The organism is Sphingorhabdus sp., assembly GCF_044357595.1.
Taxonomy (GTDB): Bacteria; Pseudomonadota; Alphaproteobacteria; order Sphingomonadales; family Sphingomonadaceae; genus Sphingorhabdus_B.
The window spans coordinates 1-17,652 of sequence record NZ_JBIKPH010000036.1; the positions used below are offsets into that span (position 1 = coordinate 1).

A 17,652-nucleotide genomic window follows, 5' to 3' on the forward strand; every position below is an offset into this window, starting at 1 on the left:
TAAGCACGCCAGCGATGTTCCGCGCGGAACCATTGACGTCTTCGGCATAGCGGAAGGCGACGCGACCATCCCCTTCAAGTCTGTCGAGCGTATCGCTATCCGCGAAATAATTGCCATCATGATGTGCTACGGGAATGCGGATCTGTTCCCCATCGGTGTAGCCGCGGGTAAACGCAGATTGGCTATTTTCGACCGTCAAGGCGACGGTGCGGCAGACGAACCGTATGCCGGCATTGCGCATTAACGCGCCGGGCAGCAGGCCTGCCTCAGTCAATATTTGGAACCCATTACAAACACCCAGAACAGGCACGCCGCGTCCAGCTGCTTCTATGACCGCTTGCATGACTGGCGATCTTGCCGCCATCGCACCAGAACGCAGATAATCGCCATAGGAAAAACCGCCCGGGATGGCGATGAGGTCAAGTCCGTCTGGCAATTCTCCAGTACGATGCCAGACGAGGGTCGTTTCCGCACCTGTGATGTCGCGGATCGCCACCGCCATGTCGCGGTCGCAATTGGAACCGGGGAACTGAATAACTGCGGCCCGCATCAAGCCTGCTCGATCTCAAAATTCTCGATCACCATATTGGCGAGCAACTTGGTGCACATCGCCTCAAGGTCTGACTTCGAAAGCCCCGGCTCATGTTCGATTTCGATAAGGCGACCGGCGCGCACGTCATGTACCCCGGAAAAACCTAACCCTTCAATGGCGTGATGGATTGCCTTGCCTTGTGGATCAAGCACACCGTTTTTTAGCGTTACAAAAATGCGCGTTTTCATTCTGGATCCGTCTGCCTCATTGTTTCAACTGCCTATAGAAGCCACGTCGGACGATTCAAGTCTAAGCTAACGGCAATGAAACTTTAACCATGTTTGGAAAGCGCGTTTTTAGCGCGCGGTGTATACTCCCCGCCACTTATCTTCGTCATTGCGGCAAACACGCCGATCGCAGGGGTTCGTACCGGCGCGGTAGTCTAATTTGCAGGCTCTGAGGGCTGACGCAATATTTCATCGGGTAATGCACGAAACGTAAACTGCGCCGGTTTCTCCAGATATTGCTTTGCAAGCGCCCAAATATCCTGGCGCGTAATAGAGGTGAACTTGGCCTCGTTTTGCCGGAAACGGTCAAGCTTATCGGTGTTCGTCTGCGCCTCGGCAGCAACACCCAACCATGTGTCATTTCGCTTTTTCCAATCAGCATAGCTTTCAAGCACTGGTTTGCGTGCGCGTTCGAAAACGTCAGCATCCGCTGGCGCTTTGACTATCTCGGCGATGACCTGATCGACAGTAAGTTCGATAACTGCGAGGTCTTTGGGGTCGCCGGCTGTCGACACCGACAGCTGCCCAAGGGCAGGGTACAGGTCGGACATCTCGGAACTGGCGGATACACCATAGGTCGCGCCCAGCTTCTCACGCAGCTCGTCGGTGAGGCGCAGCGTAATAACCCGCGCCAAAAGGTCCATAGCTTGCGTATTTTTTTGATCTTTGTCGCCAGTTGTTGGCCAGACGCGGCGCCACCCAAGTTGGTTTGCTTCACCCTTATGCGGAATATCAAAATTCCCTTGGGCCGAGCTCCAGCCCACTTGCAGCTGCGCGTCATAATCCTTGCCAGTGGATGCGCGGTTCGGGAGTGCCCCGAAACTTTTGGCCACAGCGGCAATCGCAGCCGCCTCGTCCAAGTCACCCACCAACGCTATCTCCAGCCGGTTTTGCGTTAGGATGTCACCAAGGGCCCCCTTGAGCTGATCGAAATTGGCGGCCTGAATTACGCTCAACGGTGAAAGGGCAAAACGGGGGTCATCATCGGTCATAATCCGCGCCATTGCGATACCCAATGCCGATGCAGGCACGGCATCCAATCGGGCATAAATTTCCGGCAACGGGCGCCGAAACAGCCGAAGCGCGTTTTCCGAATAGCCAGGATGTGTTGTGTAGGCCGCCATGACTTGGAATTGACGCTCTAAATCTGCGGGTGCAACCGCGCCGGTTGCCCCGAAATAATTATCTGCGACAGCGAACGCAGGGGATACAGTGGTTCCCGCAAGTATTGACCGTAAGTCCTCAATGTCATGCGCTTCAAGACCGCCAGAGACAAAGGCTGCCGACATGAGCCATGCCAACACCGCATTCTCTTTGCCAAAATGCAGCTTGCCTCCATCGACGCGCAGAGAATAGCGGATCCGGTTATCCTCGAAATCTGTCTTTTTAAGGTTCAGCAATACGCCGTTGGCAAAGCGCACAGTCCGAATGCCGAGGTCATCTATCGTCTTGTCGGAAAAGATCGCTCCAGCAGACCCGAAATCGGTATATGCAAAGGTCGAAGCCTTCCGTTCAACGGGCGCGCTTACCGCGGTTGCTTTGCTTGCCGCAAAAGCCGACATGATTTCGTCCGCGGAAGCACCCTCGTTCTGTTTTGTCGTGAGGAATATCTGCGGCGCATTCATTTGGCCAAACCATTTGCTGAATTCGCCGTCAATCGCCGCCTTTGTCATAAAGGGGCGAACCTGTAGCCACAACATCTGGCGGTAACGGTCCGAGTTATACACATCGTCATTCAGCTCGACCAAGGCGTTCGCAATTGCGCCGCTGGATTCGGTACCTTCATCCTTGGCGTTATTCGTATATTGCGTATCGAGACGCTTTAACTGCTCGGCAATTTCAGTTTCATCAAAACCATATTGTGCTGCTTGCCGGACCGTCTGCTCTGTAAACGAAAGCAACGCCTGCCAACTTCCGTCCTTGCCGACTACGCCATATCCAATTGCGGCATACTGATCACACAGACCATAATTGAAATTCACGCCGCCGCCCAAAAACGGAATGTCTCCGTCACGCGAACGCCGGTTCATGCGTTGCGCCAATATGCCGTTCGCGATGTCCATTTGTAACTCGGTTATCGCCCTTTGAATTGTGTCGGGGCGCTTTTTGTCCTGCAAAAATTGCTGAACACCCATGCTTTCGCTGACTTCAGGATGCACAAAGCTTTTCGCCGATATGCCTCGCGCAGTGTTCAGCGTGCATCGGTCAATATCCCCAAGGAGTGGTGATGTTACCTGCCAGTCAGCGAATTTTGTCACCAATTCGCGCTCGATTGCCACGGTGTCAACGGGACCAACGATAATGATTTTGATGCGATCCGGGCGATAATATTTGCGATATAGCGCTTTGATCCGCTCTGCCGGCGCAGTTTGAATAATCTCGGGCAAGCCAATGGGGTAGCGAGTCGCATAAAAAGTATCTGGGTAATATAGGCTGTTGGCTGCGCGGGCACTTTGATATGCGAAATTCTCCCGCTCGCGGCGTTCGGCCAATATGATGCCGCGTTCGCGTTCTACCGCTGCCGGATTGAACGAAACCTCACGCGCGGCTTCGCGCATCAGGAATAGCGCGCGTTCAATTAAGCGCGGGTCAGATTTGGGCAGGTCGAGTTTATATTGCGTCTGCGTGTAGCCCGTTGACGCATTGGTGTCGGCACCAAAAGAGAGGCCAAGCCGCTCAAGTATTTTGACCATCTCACCTTCGGGCACGTTGGTGCTGCCGTTAAAGGCCATATGCTCAATGAAATGCGCGAGGCCTTGCTCCTCCTCGGCCTCCGCTGCCGAGCCAAAGTCGATCGCCATACGCACCAGCACCTGGTTCTGCGGACGCTGGTTCGGGCGAATGGCATAACGCAATCCGTTTGAGAGCCGACCATATATGATGCTCGCGTCCGGTTCGAGATCAGACGTTTCGGCATTCCAAGGCTTGGTGCGCTCTGCCCCCGCAGGTGGTTTTCCTGCAGGCGCAGCAAAGGAGGAAGTGGCTCCGGTAAAGAAAAGAGCGAGCCAAAATATAGAGATAAGCGTTTTTTTCATACGCTGATTAGAATACCGCAGAATCTTCTATTCTGCAATGTTTTCTTGTGTAAATTATTGATTTACTTACCTTTACGTAATCTGTGACTGACCATGTCAAGTACTGCGCCCTCGCTTTCATCGGGCATTAGGCCAAGGCGGCGGGCGACTTCTTGATAGGCTTCTGCTTCGCCGCCAAGGTCACGGCGGAACCGATCCTTGTCAAGCTTCTCGCCTGTTTCAATGTCCCAAAGGCGGCAGCCATCCGGGCTGATTTCGTCGGCAAGAATGATCCGCGAGAAATCACCATCGAACAGGCGCCCAAACTCCAGTTTAAAGTCGACGAGCCGAATGCCGATGGCCGCAAACATGCCGCACAGAAAATCGTTGATGCGAATTGCCATGGACGAAATGTCCTGCATTTCCTCCTGCGTTGCCCAACCAAAGCAAGCGATATGCTCTTCGGCTACCAGCGGGTCACCCAGGCTGTCGTCCTTATAGCAATATTCGAGCAATGTGTGCGGAAGCGGAGTGCCCTCTTCAATACCGAGACGCTTGGACAAGGTTCCTGCGGCCACATTGCGTACAATGACTTCAATCGGCACAATCTCTACCTGACGGATCAATTGTTCGCGCATGTTGAGGCGGCGGATGAAGTGCGTCGGAATGCCAATATGGCTCAACCGGGTGAATACATGCTCTGACACGCGATTGTTGATGACGCCCTTACCGGAAATCGTACCCTTTTTCTGGGCATTAAAGGCGGTGGCATCATCCTTGAAATATTGGATCAACGTGCCGGGTTCAGGACCTTCGTAAAGAATCTTAGCCTTGCCTTCGTATATTTTGCGGCGGCGGGTCATATGCGGTCCCTGACTTTGCTTGAAATGACGCGCCCCGGCGGGGCTGGCTCTAACTGAGCCTAACTCTGCCGGGGCAATTGTGCCTACTATAATCCATTGCATGCGTCGGCGCAATTCGAGATAGGTAATTAGCTCGGACGCGAAAGGACATGTTTTTGCCCATCGATCTGGATTTGCTGCTTCAGGCGTACGCCAATGGCATATTTCCGATGTCCGACGCGCGGGATGACCCCGACACCTTTTGGATTGAGCCCGAATTCCGCGCTGTCATGCCGCTTGATGGCTTTCGCTTGTCAAAGTCTCTTGCCAAAACAATCCGGCAAGACCGGTTTGTTGTAACTTCCGACACTGCCTTTGCGCAGGTCATTGGCACATGTGCTGAGCCGCAGGCCGATCGGCAGGACACCTGGATTAACCCGGACATCGAAGAGGCCTTCTGCCGGCTGCACAGCCTCGGCCAGGCGCACAGCGTTGAATGTTGGTCGGAAGGCCGCCTTGTTGGCGGGCTTTATGGACTTGCTTTAGGACGCGCCTTTTTTGGGGAAAGCATGTTCTCGCGGGCGACCGATGCTTCCAAGGTTACTCTGGCATGGCTGGTTGCGCGGCTTAAAATTGGCGGTTTTGAATTGTTGGATTGCCAGTTTATGACTGACCATTTGGAGAGCTTAGGGGCGATTGAGATGACCCAAGGCGCGTATCTAAAGCTGCTCGAAGCCGCGCTTACAAAGTCAGTTCAGAGCGCGTCCGGGGTTGCTTCGTCAGGTGCCTTAGCCCCGGGTTCGGTCGGCAATTGGGGAGCACTTGATGGCGCTTTTGGTTCTGCGGTCGCGGTATCTGCCGATTTCTCCTCGACAGGCGTTTCTTCGCCGGGGAAATGCATTTTGCAAGCCTTGACCCAGACATCGTAAATCGGATGTTCGACAACATTGGCGGCGGGATTTTCTTTAAATAACCAGCCGGAGAAAACATTACGCCATCTCTCTGCCTCGGTAGTGCCAGGAGGGCGTTCGTTGACGAGGAGTTGAACAAATGCACCTTCGTCGGGATAGGTTTCCCATGGCGCTGTTTTTTCGCAAGCGCGAAGCCTGACAACAACCTTGTCAAACCGAATAGCTTCACCGGGCTTTAGCTCAATATCGCGGGTCTGACCGTTCCGCTTGTTCAAAAGGCCGAGAACTGCAACGCGTTCAGCCATCGGCGTCCCAATGGATCCGCCAGCTGCGGTAGCAATTTTATCATTTGTAGGTTGTGCCTTTCCCGACTGCGCGGGCGCCTCCAACGCGTCCGTATAAGATCCACACGCGGCCAGCGTCGCCAGCAACGGCAGAACCAGTAGACCGCGTGTGCGGATCATAATGCGTCGGGACTCCACGCCTCATAATCGCCAGTTGCGCGCGCACGGTGGCCGCCGCGCTCAATCGATCCTGCAGGACGATATGCCCCTTCAGTCCCTGTCAGATTGGGAACAGCCGCAGTTTCATAACCGCGATGCGGCGGGAGGTAACTCTCCGGATCACCATCATGCGTGCAATGGAGCCAACCATGCCAATCAGGCGAAACGCGGCTGGCATCATTCGGACCATTATAAATTACCCAGCGGCGCTTGCCGTCGGATGATTGATAATATTTATTGCCTTCGGTGTCGGTGCCCACAGCCTTGCCTTTACGCCAGCTATAGATTGCCGTGCCGATCGTAGCACCGTCCCACCACGTGAAGATTTTACCGAGTATACCCATGGCTTCGCGATTAGGAGCAAGCACGTTGCCGCGCAATCCTTATTTGCCCCTATTTGGTGGCCCATTTCACGGTGTCGCCCGCGGCTATGCCCAATTCAGCGGCAAGACCGCCACGCAATTCCAGCACGGCAACTACCGGTTCACCCGCTTCTACAGGTATAGTTGAATATGGGATGGTGTTATCCGCGATACTCTCAATCGTGCCGTTCGCGCGGATGAAGATGATGTCCAAGGGGATGACGGTGTTTTTCATCCAGAAACTGGCGATGCGCGGTTCGGGGAAAGGAAAGATCATCCCTGCATTGTCGGCAAGCTCGGTTCGGAACATCAACCCTTTGGCTTGCTGCGCCGATGTCCCAGCGACCTCAACATTGAAGACGCGAGTCGTTTTGGCGCTGGAAATGCACAAAGTTACCTGTTGTATCCCGGCGGCTGACTTACCGGCAGCTGCGCCTGGGGTGCAGCCAGCAACCTCACTTCCACCATTGGCGGGCATTGTACATGCGGTAAGCGACAACGCAATTGCATAGACACTGCGGCTGCTGAATTGGCTGAACTTCATTTACGTGATCCTTTTTCAATTCGGGTACAATTAATCGCGGCGCTTCCTGCGTGCTTAATAAAACAGCTTCCACTTCCGCCAACCGTAATGTTGCCTGACCCGCGATTAAACTTATTCGCTTCTTCCATGGCTTGGACGTTGGATATGGCATTTCCGTTATGCTCAAGACGAATGGTACGCATTTTGACGTTCGGCGTATCAAACTGCCCCGCGCCATCAAGCAACACTCTCCCATCCCGAACATTGCCGCTTTTGATATTTATGCGCCCATTGCCTTCAATATTCGCTGAGAATTTATCGGTAATCAGTTTTTCAACAGCGATTGAGCCGTTGCCTGCAACAAGCATGCGAACCGCATCTGATTGAGCGACATTTGAGATCTTTAATATGCCATTTCCGGCTATGGCTATGCTTTTGATGCCTTGTGTTGTTAGCTGCACAGTGATGGGTCCTGTCATCGGGGCCCCTTTGGCGTCGTTTAAGGCGCCTTGAAGCCGCACCCGCAGCGTCATGCCGGCGCGTTCCAGTTTTAACCCATCAAGCACGCGCTTGTCACCTATCGCCCGAGCGGTGGGTGACTTCCCCATTAAAATCTCGACGTTAATGTCACCAAATACCTGAATATCTTCAAAGCTGCCCACGAGCATTTTGCGTTCTTCAGCAGATGCGGGACCTGCTGCGGCCAAAGCCGCGGCCAGACATAAAGCACCGCTTAGTTCGCCAATCTTGCCTCGCCCCATTCCACCCAGCCGAGCCATCTCGGTGTCCTTTTCATATAATGTCCCTGCGGTGCATTACACACAAAGCCAGCGTCAGATATGGCCTGCGTTACGGGCCGGGTCAAATGGCAACCGCCGGCAATCCGCTTCCAAACGGGCTCAAGCCGCCTCTGCCAGGCAGCGGCATCAGTATCGGGTGCACGACCATGTTCAACGAATAGCAATCGACCACCCGGCTTAAGCACACGCTTCGCCTCCGACAGCGCGGCGTGCGGGTCCTGCACCGAACACAGCGTGAAGGTTGTGACCACGCAGTCGAAGCTGTTGTTTGCGAAAGGAAGCGCTTCTGCGATGCCGGGAATGAAGTTGGCTGTCATCCCTTTGCTTTCCAACGCCAGTTTTGCTCGGGCAAGCAATTCAGCAGATGGGTCTACGCCGGACAGCGAACGCACATTGTTCCGGTCATAATAATCGAGATTAGGCGCGCCGCAGCCCAACTCCAGCACATCTCCGGACGCGAAAGGTACCACCTTGCCTCGGTCATGCATCACCGCAGGTTGCGTACATGCGCAACCGATCAAGCGCGGAACGACGTTCCGGTCCCACCAATTGCTCATACGCTAAGGATGCCTTGGTTTAGAAGGAATTGACATTGTCCGAACAATACGCCCGCGCGTTTTTCACGCAACAGATATCTGCAGCCTATCTCGAAAGGCCCATGTCTTTAAGAATTTTGGGAATATGTTCTTTGAAAGGGAAGAAGCCTTTCGTTGCATGTGGCCAGAAGTTTTCGTCCCAAGCGCGTCGGATTTGAACCAAAGGAACGCCTTCGGCGGCCAATATTGGAGCGATGCGGGTTAGGGCATCGGCCACGGGACCGATGGGGGTGTAGGGTGTGATTATGTGCTCTGCCCCTGCCGCGCGTGCTTGTGCAATCAGGGCCGCGGTATCGAAGTTACCGAGCACCGTTGTCGGGCATTTGAACGCTTTTCTAACGCGTTCAACAGCGTCTTCGGTCGCGGCCTCGACAAAGGCTCTGGCATTATTGCCCCACAGGGTTTCAGGGTCGCGTAAAACGCCGGTGCTGTTGATTTTGGTAGATACGCCAAAGACAGACTCAGGGTGCAAATCCTCCGGCGTCACTAGCAGATATGCAGGCTTATGTGCGTCGAAAAATGTGGCTTGCGGCAAGGGCCGAAGCTCCGGTGAAGCCATGTCCGCAGGCATCGTTGCTGTGGTTGCCAAGCCCTTTGGTACAAATCGGCCATTCGTAAAGCGGGCGATGTTTTCCGAAGTCGCAAGGTACATCTTGCCAGCCGTTTGCAAGCCAGCCACCCAGCGCCATGATAAAGTGTTGCTCGCCGCGTCTGCATCCACCAAATGCCGCAGGAAAAAGTCCGCGCCCAAGGCCCATGGCAGGCGCAGGGTGAAGATCCAGATTGATGCAAACCACATTCTTGCGTGATTGTGTAAATAGCCGGTCTCGACCAATTCGCGCGCCCAGTCGTCAAAACCTTCGATACCTGTTTCGCCAGTTTCTGCGCTGTGGATAGCGCGGGCGTCGGGAAAGCTGTCGCGTTGGTGGTCGCGCTCTTGTTGGAATTGCGTCCACACCGACGGACGCATCTCAAGCCAGCCCTTCCAATATGTGCGCCACAACACTTCCTGCACATATTTCTCGGCAGCCGGAAGGCTGTGTCGTCCCAATGTCGCGCCAATGACGTCTTGCTCAGTTATCAGGCGATAGCGCAAATATGGCGACAGCTTCGAAACGGCGCCCGCTTGGTCTGGCCCGGGGTCCGTATTGCGGCCGGACGCATAAGCCTGACCTGCGCGCGGCGCAAAGTGCGTGAGGCGAGCCAGCGCAGCAGTGCGCGTCGCAGGGAAGCTTTCTGGGATCATGTTCAATCCAGTAATTTTTGCAGGCGCGGCCTGATGATGAGGAAGCGGTTATAGAGCCGTTCAAGAAGTCCAAGTACCACGGAGTTGCGGGCGATAATCCCAAGCGGTTTCAGCAATGGAATGGCCCGCCACATGGCGGCAAAGGCGGCTGCGCCTGATAGCATAACCCCATCTTCGCTGGCATGAAAGCGGGCGAGCATCAACTGACGGTCAACCGGACAAATCGCATCGGTGGGTGCTATATCCAGAAAGTCGATGGCACCGCGCCGATCAAGCCGACGCATCAATGCAATCTCGCGAATGCACAGGGGGCATGCCCCGTCATACCAGATGATTACTTTGGCCATAAATTTCCTTACCACCGACGATAGCTATATGTCAGGCTTGGCGTTTCGCGGTATGGCTGTGCCGAAAAAAAAGGGCGCCGTTGCCAGCGCCCTTCAGATTTTTCGGGAAGGAAGCCTTATTCCGCTTTTTCGTAATATTGCGGTGCCGCCTCATTCAAGATGACGAGAATCTTCTGGAGTGCCGCTTTTTCATCGGTCTTTTCCATGGCGGCAAGCTCGCGAGCCAAACGGCTTGATGCCGCTTCGAAAATCTGCCGCTCGGAATAGCTTTGCTCTGGCTGATCGTCAGGACGGAATAGATCGCGCGTTACTTCGGCAATAGATACCAAATCGCCAGAGTTGATCTTTGCTTCATATTCCTGCGCACGGCGTGACCACATAGTGCGCTTAACCTTGGGCTTGCCCGTCAAGGTGTGCATAGCTTCCTTGAGCGTCTTATCGCTCGACAGTTTACGCATGCCAACGCCTTCGGCTTTGTTGAACGGAACGCGAAGCGTCATTTTTTCTTTTTCAAACCGCAGGACATAAAGTTGAAGCTGCATCCCTGCGATTTCGGAATCCTGAAGTTCAATTACGCGTCCGACCCCATGCTTGGGATACACCACATAATCGCCTACATCAAATATCGCCGCGTTGGACGTCATATTACGACCTTTCTGAATGTTCGGGAGAAGAGCTTTTTGGGCAACCAAATGTTGTCCCTAAGACTTTCGTGTTCGCCCCTTGCGTCATGAACCTGCATCAACCCAGTTTAGGTAGGCAGTCATCGGCCATTCCTGACCTGTCGACGCAGAGTGTAACAGATTCGCAACAAAAATTCAACGGCTGCTTTACTATGTGTCAGTAGCGCACATTAAATTGCGCTTAGTTTCCTGACGCGGTCGCCCATATCGTCGTTTGCATCCGCTCTGATAGGCGTGATGTCCAATGAGTTCATCCAGCTCAGATCCATATAACCAAGCACCCTTTCATCATGGCTGCGGATGGTAACTGGCAATATTGGCTGGCGATCACGGTCGTCGACCAAAACAGGATTGGACAAAACGCCCGTACCCCATTTTTCGCCCCATTGGCGCAAAGCAATCATCGTGGGCAGCAGGTCCAAGCCCTTCTCCGTTAGGCGATATTCAACCTTGCGCCGGTCATCGGGGCACGGCGTGCGGTGCAATATGCCGCTTTCGGTTAGACGCGTGAGACGATTGGCCAATATATTGCGCGCGATGCTGATTTCGGAGAGGAACTCCTCAAAATGGCGCACACCGTTAAACGCCGCGCGCAGGATCATGAACGACCAACGTTCCCCCATCGCCTCCAGCGCAGTCGGAAGACCGCATTCTGCAAGCTGCTGTAACGGTTCGCGCAATTCACCCATGTCATATCCTCTTTGCCGCAGATTGGGACCGTCATCAGAAATAATCAACCGAATACGTATTTTAAGTTGCAAATAGAAACTTAAAATAATAAGTAGTGATTCGCAACTGAGTTTCAGAAGCACAAATTGCAGGCGCAGGATCAAAAATTCCCGTCTGCCTTTTGGAATGTTAGCAAAGCTAAAGGAAAACATGATAACCCTCTCCCATTTCTCCGCTCGTTTGGGCGCCCTTGCTGCTGCCTCTGCTTTGAGTGCAACCCTTGGTTTCGTTGCCCCACAGGCACATGCCGCGACCAACGGCAGCTATTATAAAATTGAACTGGCCCAGCCTGCCGATGCAAAGCCTGAATTGCTGCGTAGCGTTTTCGTAAAGTGCGAAGGCACTAGCTGCCGTGCGCCGATGGCGTCGACGGCACCGAAGAATATGTGTGTCAGCGTTGCCCACAAGTTCGGCGCGGTTGCGGCTTTCACCGCTGGTGAGCGCGTGTTCACAGCCGATGAAGTTGCGGCATGCAATGCCGACAACGCGAAGGCTATCGCAAAGAACTAAAGCAGTAACCGATTTTTTTGGCTCTGCTCTCCCCCTTATCCCATGGCTGCGCGTTTCGTGCAGGTTGTAGAGCCGAAAACAGACTGCGCCGGAGGGACGATCCTTCCGGCGCATTTTTGTTGCGCGCCTGCTTCGCGTTGGTAGCCTGAGCCTCTGTCTTTATCACGCCCATTGTCGCTTTTGCCGCTCCTTTTTCTGCGCCTAACCGAGCACGAATGCGTGTGGATTAACTTTACGGTTGCATCGCAGCGTAAAAGCCCCAACTTGGACTTATGATGCGGCAATATGAACTGGTTGAACGGGTGCGGGCTTATACGCCTGACGTCGATGAAGATCGGCTGAACCGGGCGTATGTCTTCACGGTTCAGATGCATGGGGCACAAAAACGTGCGTCGGGTGATCCCTATTTCAGCCATCCCGTAGAGGTTGCTGGCCTGATGACTGACCTCAAAATGGATGAGGACACGATAATCACGGCGTTGCTGCATGACACGGTGGAAGATACGCTGACCTCGATCGAAGGCATCGAAAGCCGCTTTGGCCCTGAAGTGGCGCGCTTGGTTGATGGCGTCACTAAGCTGTCGAAAATTGAAGCCCAGACCGAGGACGAGCGTGCAGCAGAAAATCTGCGCAAGTTTTTGCTCGCGATTTCCGATGATATCCGCGTGCTTTTGGTCAAGCTTGCTGACCGCCTGCATAATATGCGGACGCTGCACTTCATCAAAAGCCCGGAAAAGCGCAGTCGTATCGCCAAAGAAACCATGGATATCTATGCGCCGCTGGCTGAGCGGATTGGCATGTATGAATATATGCGCGAGATGCAGTTGCTCGCGTTTGAACAGTTGGAGCCTGAGGCGTATCAGACGATAACTGGGCGCCTAAAGCAAATTCGCGATAAGGCCGATGTCGAAATTGATCAGATCAACCAGACCATCGCGTGGGAAATGGAGCAAGCTGGGCTGAAAATCAAAATTTCGGGGCGTGAAAAACATCCCTATTCCATCTGGAAAAAGATGCAGGAACGCCATGTCGCGTTTGAACAACTGACCGATATCAACGCGTTTCGGGTGATAACAGAAACGACCGAAGATTGTTACCGTGCTTTGGGTGTGCTTCATCGCCGGTGGCAAATGGTGCCCGGGCGTTTCAAAGATTTCATCTCCACACCCAAGCGCAATGGTTATAAATCGGTACACACCACCATCATGTTCGCCAAAAACATGCGCGTTGAGGTGCAGATCAGAAGCGCAGAGATGCACCGCGCCTCCGAGCATGGCTTTGCCGCGCATTGGGCTTATAAACAAGCAGACAAGCCCGATGGGCAGGCAGGGTGGTTGCGCGACCTGATTGAGATTTTGGATACCAGTCAAGACGCGGAGGATATGCTCGAAAACACGCGCATGGCGATGTATCACGACCGCATTTTTGCGTTCACACCCAAAGGCGCTCTGCACCAGCTGCCCAAGGGTTCCACCATCGTTGATTTCGCTTATGCCGTGCACACGGACCTAGGCGATAAGGCCGTTGGCGGGAAAGTGAACGGCCGGCATGTTCCGTTGCGTACGCAATTGCACAATGGCGACATGGTCGAAATACTAAAGTCAAAGGCGCAGGAACCACAACAAGCGTGGATGAATTTTGTGACCACGGGCAAGGCGCGCGCCGCCATCCGGCGCCATGTGCGGCATCGCGAACGGCACGAGCTGGTCGCGATTGGCCGCAAATTATATGAAGAAGTGGCCGCGCGCATGCCTGGCAAAATTGGTAAAAAGGCGCTGACGGCGGCAGTCACCCGATTGAAGTTGGAGGACGAGGATGAGTTGATGCGTCGCATTGGCGTAGGCAAAATCAACGACCGCGCGTTGATGGAGGCACTGGTGCCCGGGTTCGACGTAAATGGCATTGCCTTGGATTTTCCGGGGCAGGAGCATGCGATTTCGATCCGCGGACTGACCCCTGGAGTGGGTTATCATCTGGGCGAATGCTGCCACCCTATCCCGGGCGACCGGATTGTTGGATTACGTTTGCTGGACCAGCCAGTTGAGGTCCACACGATCGAATGCGAACGGCTGGCAAGCGGAATGGATGCCGACTGGGTCGATTTAAGTTGGGGGCAGGGTAGCGATGGAGCGTCCGCCCGACTGCGTGTCATTATCCACAACAGGCCGGGTACATTGGGCGAAATTGCAGGGATATTTGGCTATCACAAGGCCAATATCATCAACTTGCGGATGACCGCGCGCGATAAGGAATTCCACACGTTCGAGGTCGATCTTGAGGTGCATGATCTCCAGCACCTCATGCGTATAATCTCCGCGTTGCGCGCCTCCGAGGCAGTGGCGACCGCGGACCGTGTTTATGACTGAACTTAATCTTCGCTGATCTCATCGCCGGGCTCTGCGTAGACAAACCGTTTCGCCAAATCGAAACCATGTCCAGCGCGCAAGAAGCCGTTTAGCTGCTTTTGCCGCTTTTCAGGCGGTGCCGCGTCTTGCGCAAAAGGCCCAAGCCGCTTGCGCCGCGCAAAGTTTTCGGCAGCGCTGAAAATGCTTTCTTCCATATGCGCTTTGGCCGCAATGGCATCCGCGTTGCCGATGCCGCTGGCACGCAAATTCTCGTTCAGGCGTCGTTCGCCAAAGCCCCTGCGGACGAAGGACCGGCTCCGCGCCTCGGCAAATTGTGCGTCGTTGATATAGCCAAGTGCAGCAAATTGTTCGGTCAAAGCTGCGATATCCGCTGGGTGTTCATCATCCCACCCCCGTTCGCGGTTCTTACGCGCCAGATAGCCCGATAATTTCGCCTGCGTGGTCGCATATTTTCCAACATAAAACAGCGCCAACTGGCGCATCCGTTCCTCATTTAACGGTGGTGCGGGCTTTTTTGCAGGGCGCGGACGGTTCACGCCCTATTCTTGCCACAGTCGGGTCGAAATTTGAACTGCTATCCTTAGCTATTAAGACACGCTAATAGAGACATCTCGGGTGGTCTCCCGAACATGCTATAGGAAAATTTATGAGCCAACTCGCACCCACGCCAACGCAGGACAGCTTGCCGCGTCGGTTTTCCGACTTTGCCACCTTGGGTGCGGCGCTTGATTACGCCGCTTTAGGTAAGCGCGGGCTGAACTTCCACGACATGCGTGGTCAGCTATCGCGGCCTTATGCCTATAGCGAAATGCGTGAAGATGCCCTCAAAATCGCCTATCGCCTTATCAGCCATGGCATTCGCAAGGATGACCGTGTCGCCTTGGTTGCCGAAACCGGCCCAAATTTCGCTGCGCTGTTTTTTGGCTGCGTGTATGCTGGCGCATGGCCAGTGCCGCTTCCGCTGCCGACTTCCTTTGGCGGCAAGGAAAGCTATGTCGACCAATTGTCGGTGCAGTTGAAAAGCTGCGATCCCGAGATACTGTTCTTCCCTGCGGAACTTGCCGACATGGCAAATGACGCAGCGCGCGCTTGCGATGTGGAGGGCATTGATTGGGAAAGTTTCGGCGACTTGATTGCCCTGAAAAGCGCATTGCCCGAGGCGAACACCGACGAAGTTTGCTACTTGCAATATTCCAGCGGATCGACCCGGTTCCCGCACGGCGTTGCGGTGACGCACAAGGCGTTGTTGAATAACTTGTCGGCACACTCGCACGGTATGGAAGTGACCGAGAATGATCGCTGCGTGTCGTGGCTGCCATGGTATCATGACATGGGTCTCGTCGGTTGTTTCCTGTCACCGGTGGCAAATCAGGTTTCGACCGATTATATGAAGACTGAGGATTTTGCGCGGCGTCCACTGGCCTGGCTTGACGTAATTAGCGCGGCCGACGGGACGGTCATCAGCTACTCGCCGACATTCGGCTACGACATTTGTGCGCGGCGGATTTCAAGCCAGAGCAATGTGAACGACCGCTTTGACCTGTCAAAATGGAGGCTTGCGGGCAATGGCGCGGATATGATCCGCCCAGACGTAATGCAGGCATTTGTCGATGCCTTCGGCGATGCCGGCTTCAAGGCGTCATCATTCTTGCCCAGCTATGGCCTTGCCGAAACGACGCTCGCGGTATCGATTATGCCGCCGGGCGAAGGTATTCAGGTTGAGCTGGTTGAAGAGACCGAACTGACTGGCCATCCGGGTGCGCCTGACCGCCCTATCCGGTACCGCGCAATCGTCAATTGTGGGCGTGCCGTGAAAGACATGACCATCGAAATCCGCGATGAGAACCACAAGCCACTTGCCGATAAGACCATTGGCAAAGTGTGGTGTACTGGTCCGTCGTTGATGAAAGAATATTTCCGCGACAAGGAATCGACCGACGCGTGTTTGGTCGATGGCTGGCTGGATACCGGTGACATGGGATATTTGTCGAACGGCTATATTTACATCGTTGGCCGCGCCAAGGACATGATCATCATCAACGGCAAAAACCATTGGCCGCAGGACATTGAATGGGCGGTGGAGCAATTGCCGGGCTTCAAGGCTGGCGACATTGCGGCCTTCTCGGTCACAACACCTGGCGGCGAAGAAACGCCAGCGGTGTTGGTGCAGTGCCGCACCACCGACGAAGTCGAGCGCGCAAAGCTGCGCGAACAGATCCGTGACAAGGTGCGGTCTGTTACGGGTATGAACTGCGTTGTAGAACTGGTCCCGCCACGTACCTTGCCCCGCACAAGTTCAGGCAAGATGAGCCGTGCCAAGGCGCGCAACCAGTATCTTTCGGGTGAGATACAACCTTATGCAATCGCGGCCTGATTTATCTAGGGTGGAAACCCAAGCCGAGCTTGCCATGGCCCAGCAATTGGGCTGCAAGAACATCCAGGACTATTGTGATGGGCGGCCAATAGATTTTGTTAATGGCCTTGGGCTATTCCAAATGCCGCGGCGTGCCTTCGTGTGACCGCTTTATAATATTTCGCGCACTATGTCCTGAGGGCGGCAAAGACGAACACCTTTATCGGTTCGTACAAAGGGGCGCTCGACCAAAATGGGATGCTCTACCATCGCGTCGAGAATATGGTCTGCCGAAGCGCCATCAATCAGACTTAGTTCCTCGGCGGGTGAACCGCGTGTCCGAAGTGCTTCACGCGGCGTTAGTCCCGCGTCTTCGCACAACTTGACCAGCGATGCGCGATCAAATGGCTGTTTGCGGTATTCAATGACGTCAATTGTGACGCCGTCTGTTTCCTGAAGGATGGCAAGCGTCTTACGCGATGTTCCGCAATCGGGGTTGTGCCAGATTGTTGCATGCATTTTTTGAGTTCTTCCTAAGAGGTCACAATCGGTTCCGCACCTAAGTGCCCCTGTACCAAAAACAAACCAAAATTGGCAAAATTGGCAAAATTTTTAGTTGCACATAATAACGATTCTCAATAGGTGCTGGAAATCGATTTTGCGAACTATTCTCAATAAAAGGTTTTTTATGTTCCGGCTGTCCTCGTCGCTTATCGCTGTGTTGTCAGCATCCTTATGCGCGCAACCAGTCTTTGCTGAAGAAGCTGCTTATGATGTCGATGCAAGCGATGATAGCCGAACAATCATCGTTACCGGCATGGGCGATGGCTATCTTGCATCAAACTCGGTCACGGCAACGAAGACTGATACGCCGCTGATCGACATTCCCCAGACAATCAATGTGGTTACCCGCGAACAATTGGATGATCAGGCGCATCATTCTTTGGCCGACATATTGCGCTACATACCGGGCACTACTGTGGGGCAGGGTGAGGGCAATCGCGACCAGATTACCTTGCGTGGTCAAAACACCACCGCAGATTTCTTC

The 17,652-nt window shown here is 54.1% G+C and carries 19 protein-coding genes and 1 pseudogene; 5 read left to right on the plus strand and 15 right to left on the minus strand.

The window, feature by feature from the left end:
- The 4 genes from purQ to purC form a co-directional block, all read right to left on the minus strand.
- Positions 1-550, minus strand: a 550-nt coding sequence (gene purQ, locus ACIQ2T_RS05625; RefSeq protein ID WP_397589966.1) for a phosphoribosylformylglycinamidine synthase subunit PurQ, incomplete at its 3' end; no start/stop codon positions are given.
- Entirely contained in the window at positions 550-780 is a 231-nt protein-coding gene (gene purS / locus ACIQ2T_RS05630) for a phosphoribosylformylglycinamidine synthase subunit PurS (RefSeq protein WP_315471258.1), read from the minus strand. The genes purQ and purS, both read right to left, overlap by 1 nt.
- 194 nt (positions 781-974) lie before the next feature.
- Entirely contained in the window at positions 975-3,854 is a 2,880-nt protein-coding gene (locus tag ACIQ2T_RS05635; protein WP_397589967.1) for a M16 family metallopeptidase, read from the minus strand.
- 62 nt (positions 3,855-3,916) lie between these two features.
- The gene (purC, locus tag ACIQ2T_RS05640; RefSeq protein WP_300036679.1) at positions 3,917-4,696 is read right to left on the minus strand and encodes a phosphoribosylaminoimidazolesuccinocarboxamide synthase; all 780 of its coding nucleotides are present in this window, start codon (positions 4,694-4,696) and stop codon (positions 3,917-3,919) included.
- Positions 4,697-4,845: 149 nt separating this feature from the next.
- Between purC and aat the strand changes: the two genes are divergently transcribed.
- Positions 4,846-5,604 carry a leucyl/phenylalanyl-tRNA--protein transferase gene (gene aat / locus ACIQ2T_RS05645; RefSeq protein ID WP_397589968.1) on the plus strand — a complete coding sequence of 253 codons (759 nt, stop codon included), beginning with the start codon at positions 4,846-4,848 and terminating at the stop codon, positions 5,602-5,604.
- A 35-nt stretch (positions 5,605-5,639) separates the two neighbouring features.
- Here aat and ACIQ2T_RS05650 read toward each other — a convergent pair.
- From ACIQ2T_RS05650 to ACIQ2T_RS05690, 9 genes and pseudogenes are all read right to left on the minus strand, one after another.
- Positions 5,640-6,050: pseudogene (locus tag ACIQ2T_RS05650) on the minus strand (DUF2155 domain-containing protein); the annotation flags it as partial.
- Positions 6,047-6,433 carry an NADH:ubiquinone oxidoreductase subunit NDUFA12 gene (locus ACIQ2T_RS05655; protein ID WP_397589981.1) on the minus strand — a complete coding sequence of 129 codons (387 nt, stop codon included), beginning with the start codon at positions 6,431-6,433 and terminating at the stop codon, positions 6,047-6,049. The pseudogene ACIQ2T_RS05650 and the gene ACIQ2T_RS05655, both read right to left, overlap by 4 nt.
- Positions 6,434-6,482: 49 nt before the next feature.
- Positions 6,483-6,995 carry a DUF192 domain-containing protein gene (locus ACIQ2T_RS05660; protein ID WP_397589969.1) on the minus strand — a complete coding sequence of 171 codons (513 nt, stop codon included), beginning with the start codon at positions 6,993-6,995 and terminating at the stop codon, positions 6,483-6,485.
- Complete coding sequence (locus tag ACIQ2T_RS05665; protein ID WP_397589970.1) at positions 6,992-7,753, minus strand: GIN domain-containing protein; 762 nt, start codon at positions 7,751-7,753, stop codon at positions 6,992-6,994. The genes ACIQ2T_RS05660 and ACIQ2T_RS05665 overlap by 4 nt, the downstream gene beginning before the upstream one ends.
- On the minus strand, positions 7,708-8,331 hold the full coding sequence (locus ACIQ2T_RS05670) for a class I SAM-dependent methyltransferase (protein ID WP_397589971.1): 624 nt from the start codon (positions 8,329-8,331) through the stop codon (positions 7,708-7,710). Before ACIQ2T_RS05670 ends, ACIQ2T_RS05665 begins: the two co-directional genes overlap by 46 nt.
- An 85-nt stretch (positions 8,332-8,416) precedes the next feature.
- Positions 8,417-9,616, minus strand: a complete 1,200-nt coding sequence (locus ACIQ2T_RS05675) for an FAD-binding domain-containing protein (RefSeq protein WP_397589972.1) — start codon at positions 9,614-9,616, stop codon at positions 8,417-8,419.
- A gap of 2 nt (positions 9,617-9,618) precedes the next feature.
- Positions 9,619-9,963 (minus strand): thiol-disulfide oxidoreductase DCC family protein, encoded by a 345-nt coding sequence (locus ACIQ2T_RS05680; RefSeq protein ID WP_397589973.1) that lies wholly within the window; start codon positions 9,961-9,963, stop codon positions 9,619-9,621.
- Between the two features lie 116 nt (positions 9,964-10,079).
- Positions 10,080-10,607: a CarD family transcriptional regulator gene (locus ACIQ2T_RS05685; protein ID WP_397589974.1), complete on the minus strand. Its 528-nt coding sequence runs from the start codon at positions 10,605-10,607 to the stop codon at positions 10,080-10,082.
- Positions 10,608-10,816: 209 nt separating this feature from the next.
- The gene (locus tag ACIQ2T_RS05690; protein ID WP_353209847.1) at positions 10,817-11,335 is read right to left on the minus strand and encodes a helix-turn-helix domain-containing protein; all 519 of its coding nucleotides are present in this window, start codon (positions 11,333-11,335) and stop codon (positions 10,817-10,819) included.
- A gap of 190 nt (positions 11,336-11,525) precedes the next feature.
- On the opposite strand from ACIQ2T_RS05690, the gene ACIQ2T_RS05695 reads away from it, so the two are divergent.
- Both ACIQ2T_RS05695 and ACIQ2T_RS05700 read left to right on the plus strand, forming a co-directional pair.
- Positions 11,526-11,885 carry a CC_3452 family protein gene (locus tag ACIQ2T_RS05695; protein WP_397589975.1) on the plus strand — a complete coding sequence of 120 codons (360 nt, stop codon included), beginning with the start codon at positions 11,526-11,528 and terminating at the stop codon, positions 11,883-11,885.
- 272 nt (positions 11,886-12,157) lie between these two features.
- Positions 12,158-14,251: a RelA/SpoT family protein gene (locus tag ACIQ2T_RS05700; RefSeq protein WP_397589976.1), complete on the plus strand. Its 2,094-nt coding sequence runs from the start codon at positions 12,158-12,160 to the stop codon at positions 14,249-14,251.
- Between the two features lie 2 nt (positions 14,252-14,253).
- Here ACIQ2T_RS05700 and ACIQ2T_RS05705 read toward each other — a convergent pair whose 3' ends face one another.
- On the minus strand, positions 14,254-14,787 hold the full coding sequence (locus tag ACIQ2T_RS05705; protein ID WP_397589977.1) for a regulatory protein RecX: 534 nt from the start codon (positions 14,785-14,787) through the stop codon (positions 14,254-14,256).
- A 110-nt stretch (positions 14,788-14,897) separates the two neighbouring features.
- On the opposite strand from ACIQ2T_RS05705, the gene ACIQ2T_RS05710 reads away from it, so the two are divergent.
- Positions 14,898-16,625 (plus strand): fatty acyl-AMP ligase, encoded by a 1,728-nt coding sequence (locus ACIQ2T_RS05710; protein ID WP_397589978.1) that lies wholly within the window; start codon positions 14,898-14,900, stop codon positions 16,623-16,625.
- 150 nt (positions 16,626-16,775) lie between these two features.
- Here ACIQ2T_RS05710 and arsC read toward each other — a convergent pair whose 3' ends face one another.
- Positions 16,776-17,123 carry an arsenate reductase (glutaredoxin) gene (gene arsC / locus ACIQ2T_RS05715; RefSeq protein WP_397589979.1) on the minus strand — a complete coding sequence of 116 codons (348 nt, stop codon included), beginning with the start codon at positions 17,121-17,123 and terminating at the stop codon, positions 16,776-16,778.
- A 169-nt stretch (positions 17,124-17,292) separates the two neighbouring features.
- Here arsC and ACIQ2T_RS05720 point away from each other — a divergent pair.
- Positions 17,293-17,652: TonB-dependent receptor plug domain-containing protein (locus ACIQ2T_RS05720; RefSeq protein ID WP_397589980.1), on the plus strand; the 360-nt coding region annotated here is incomplete at its 3' end.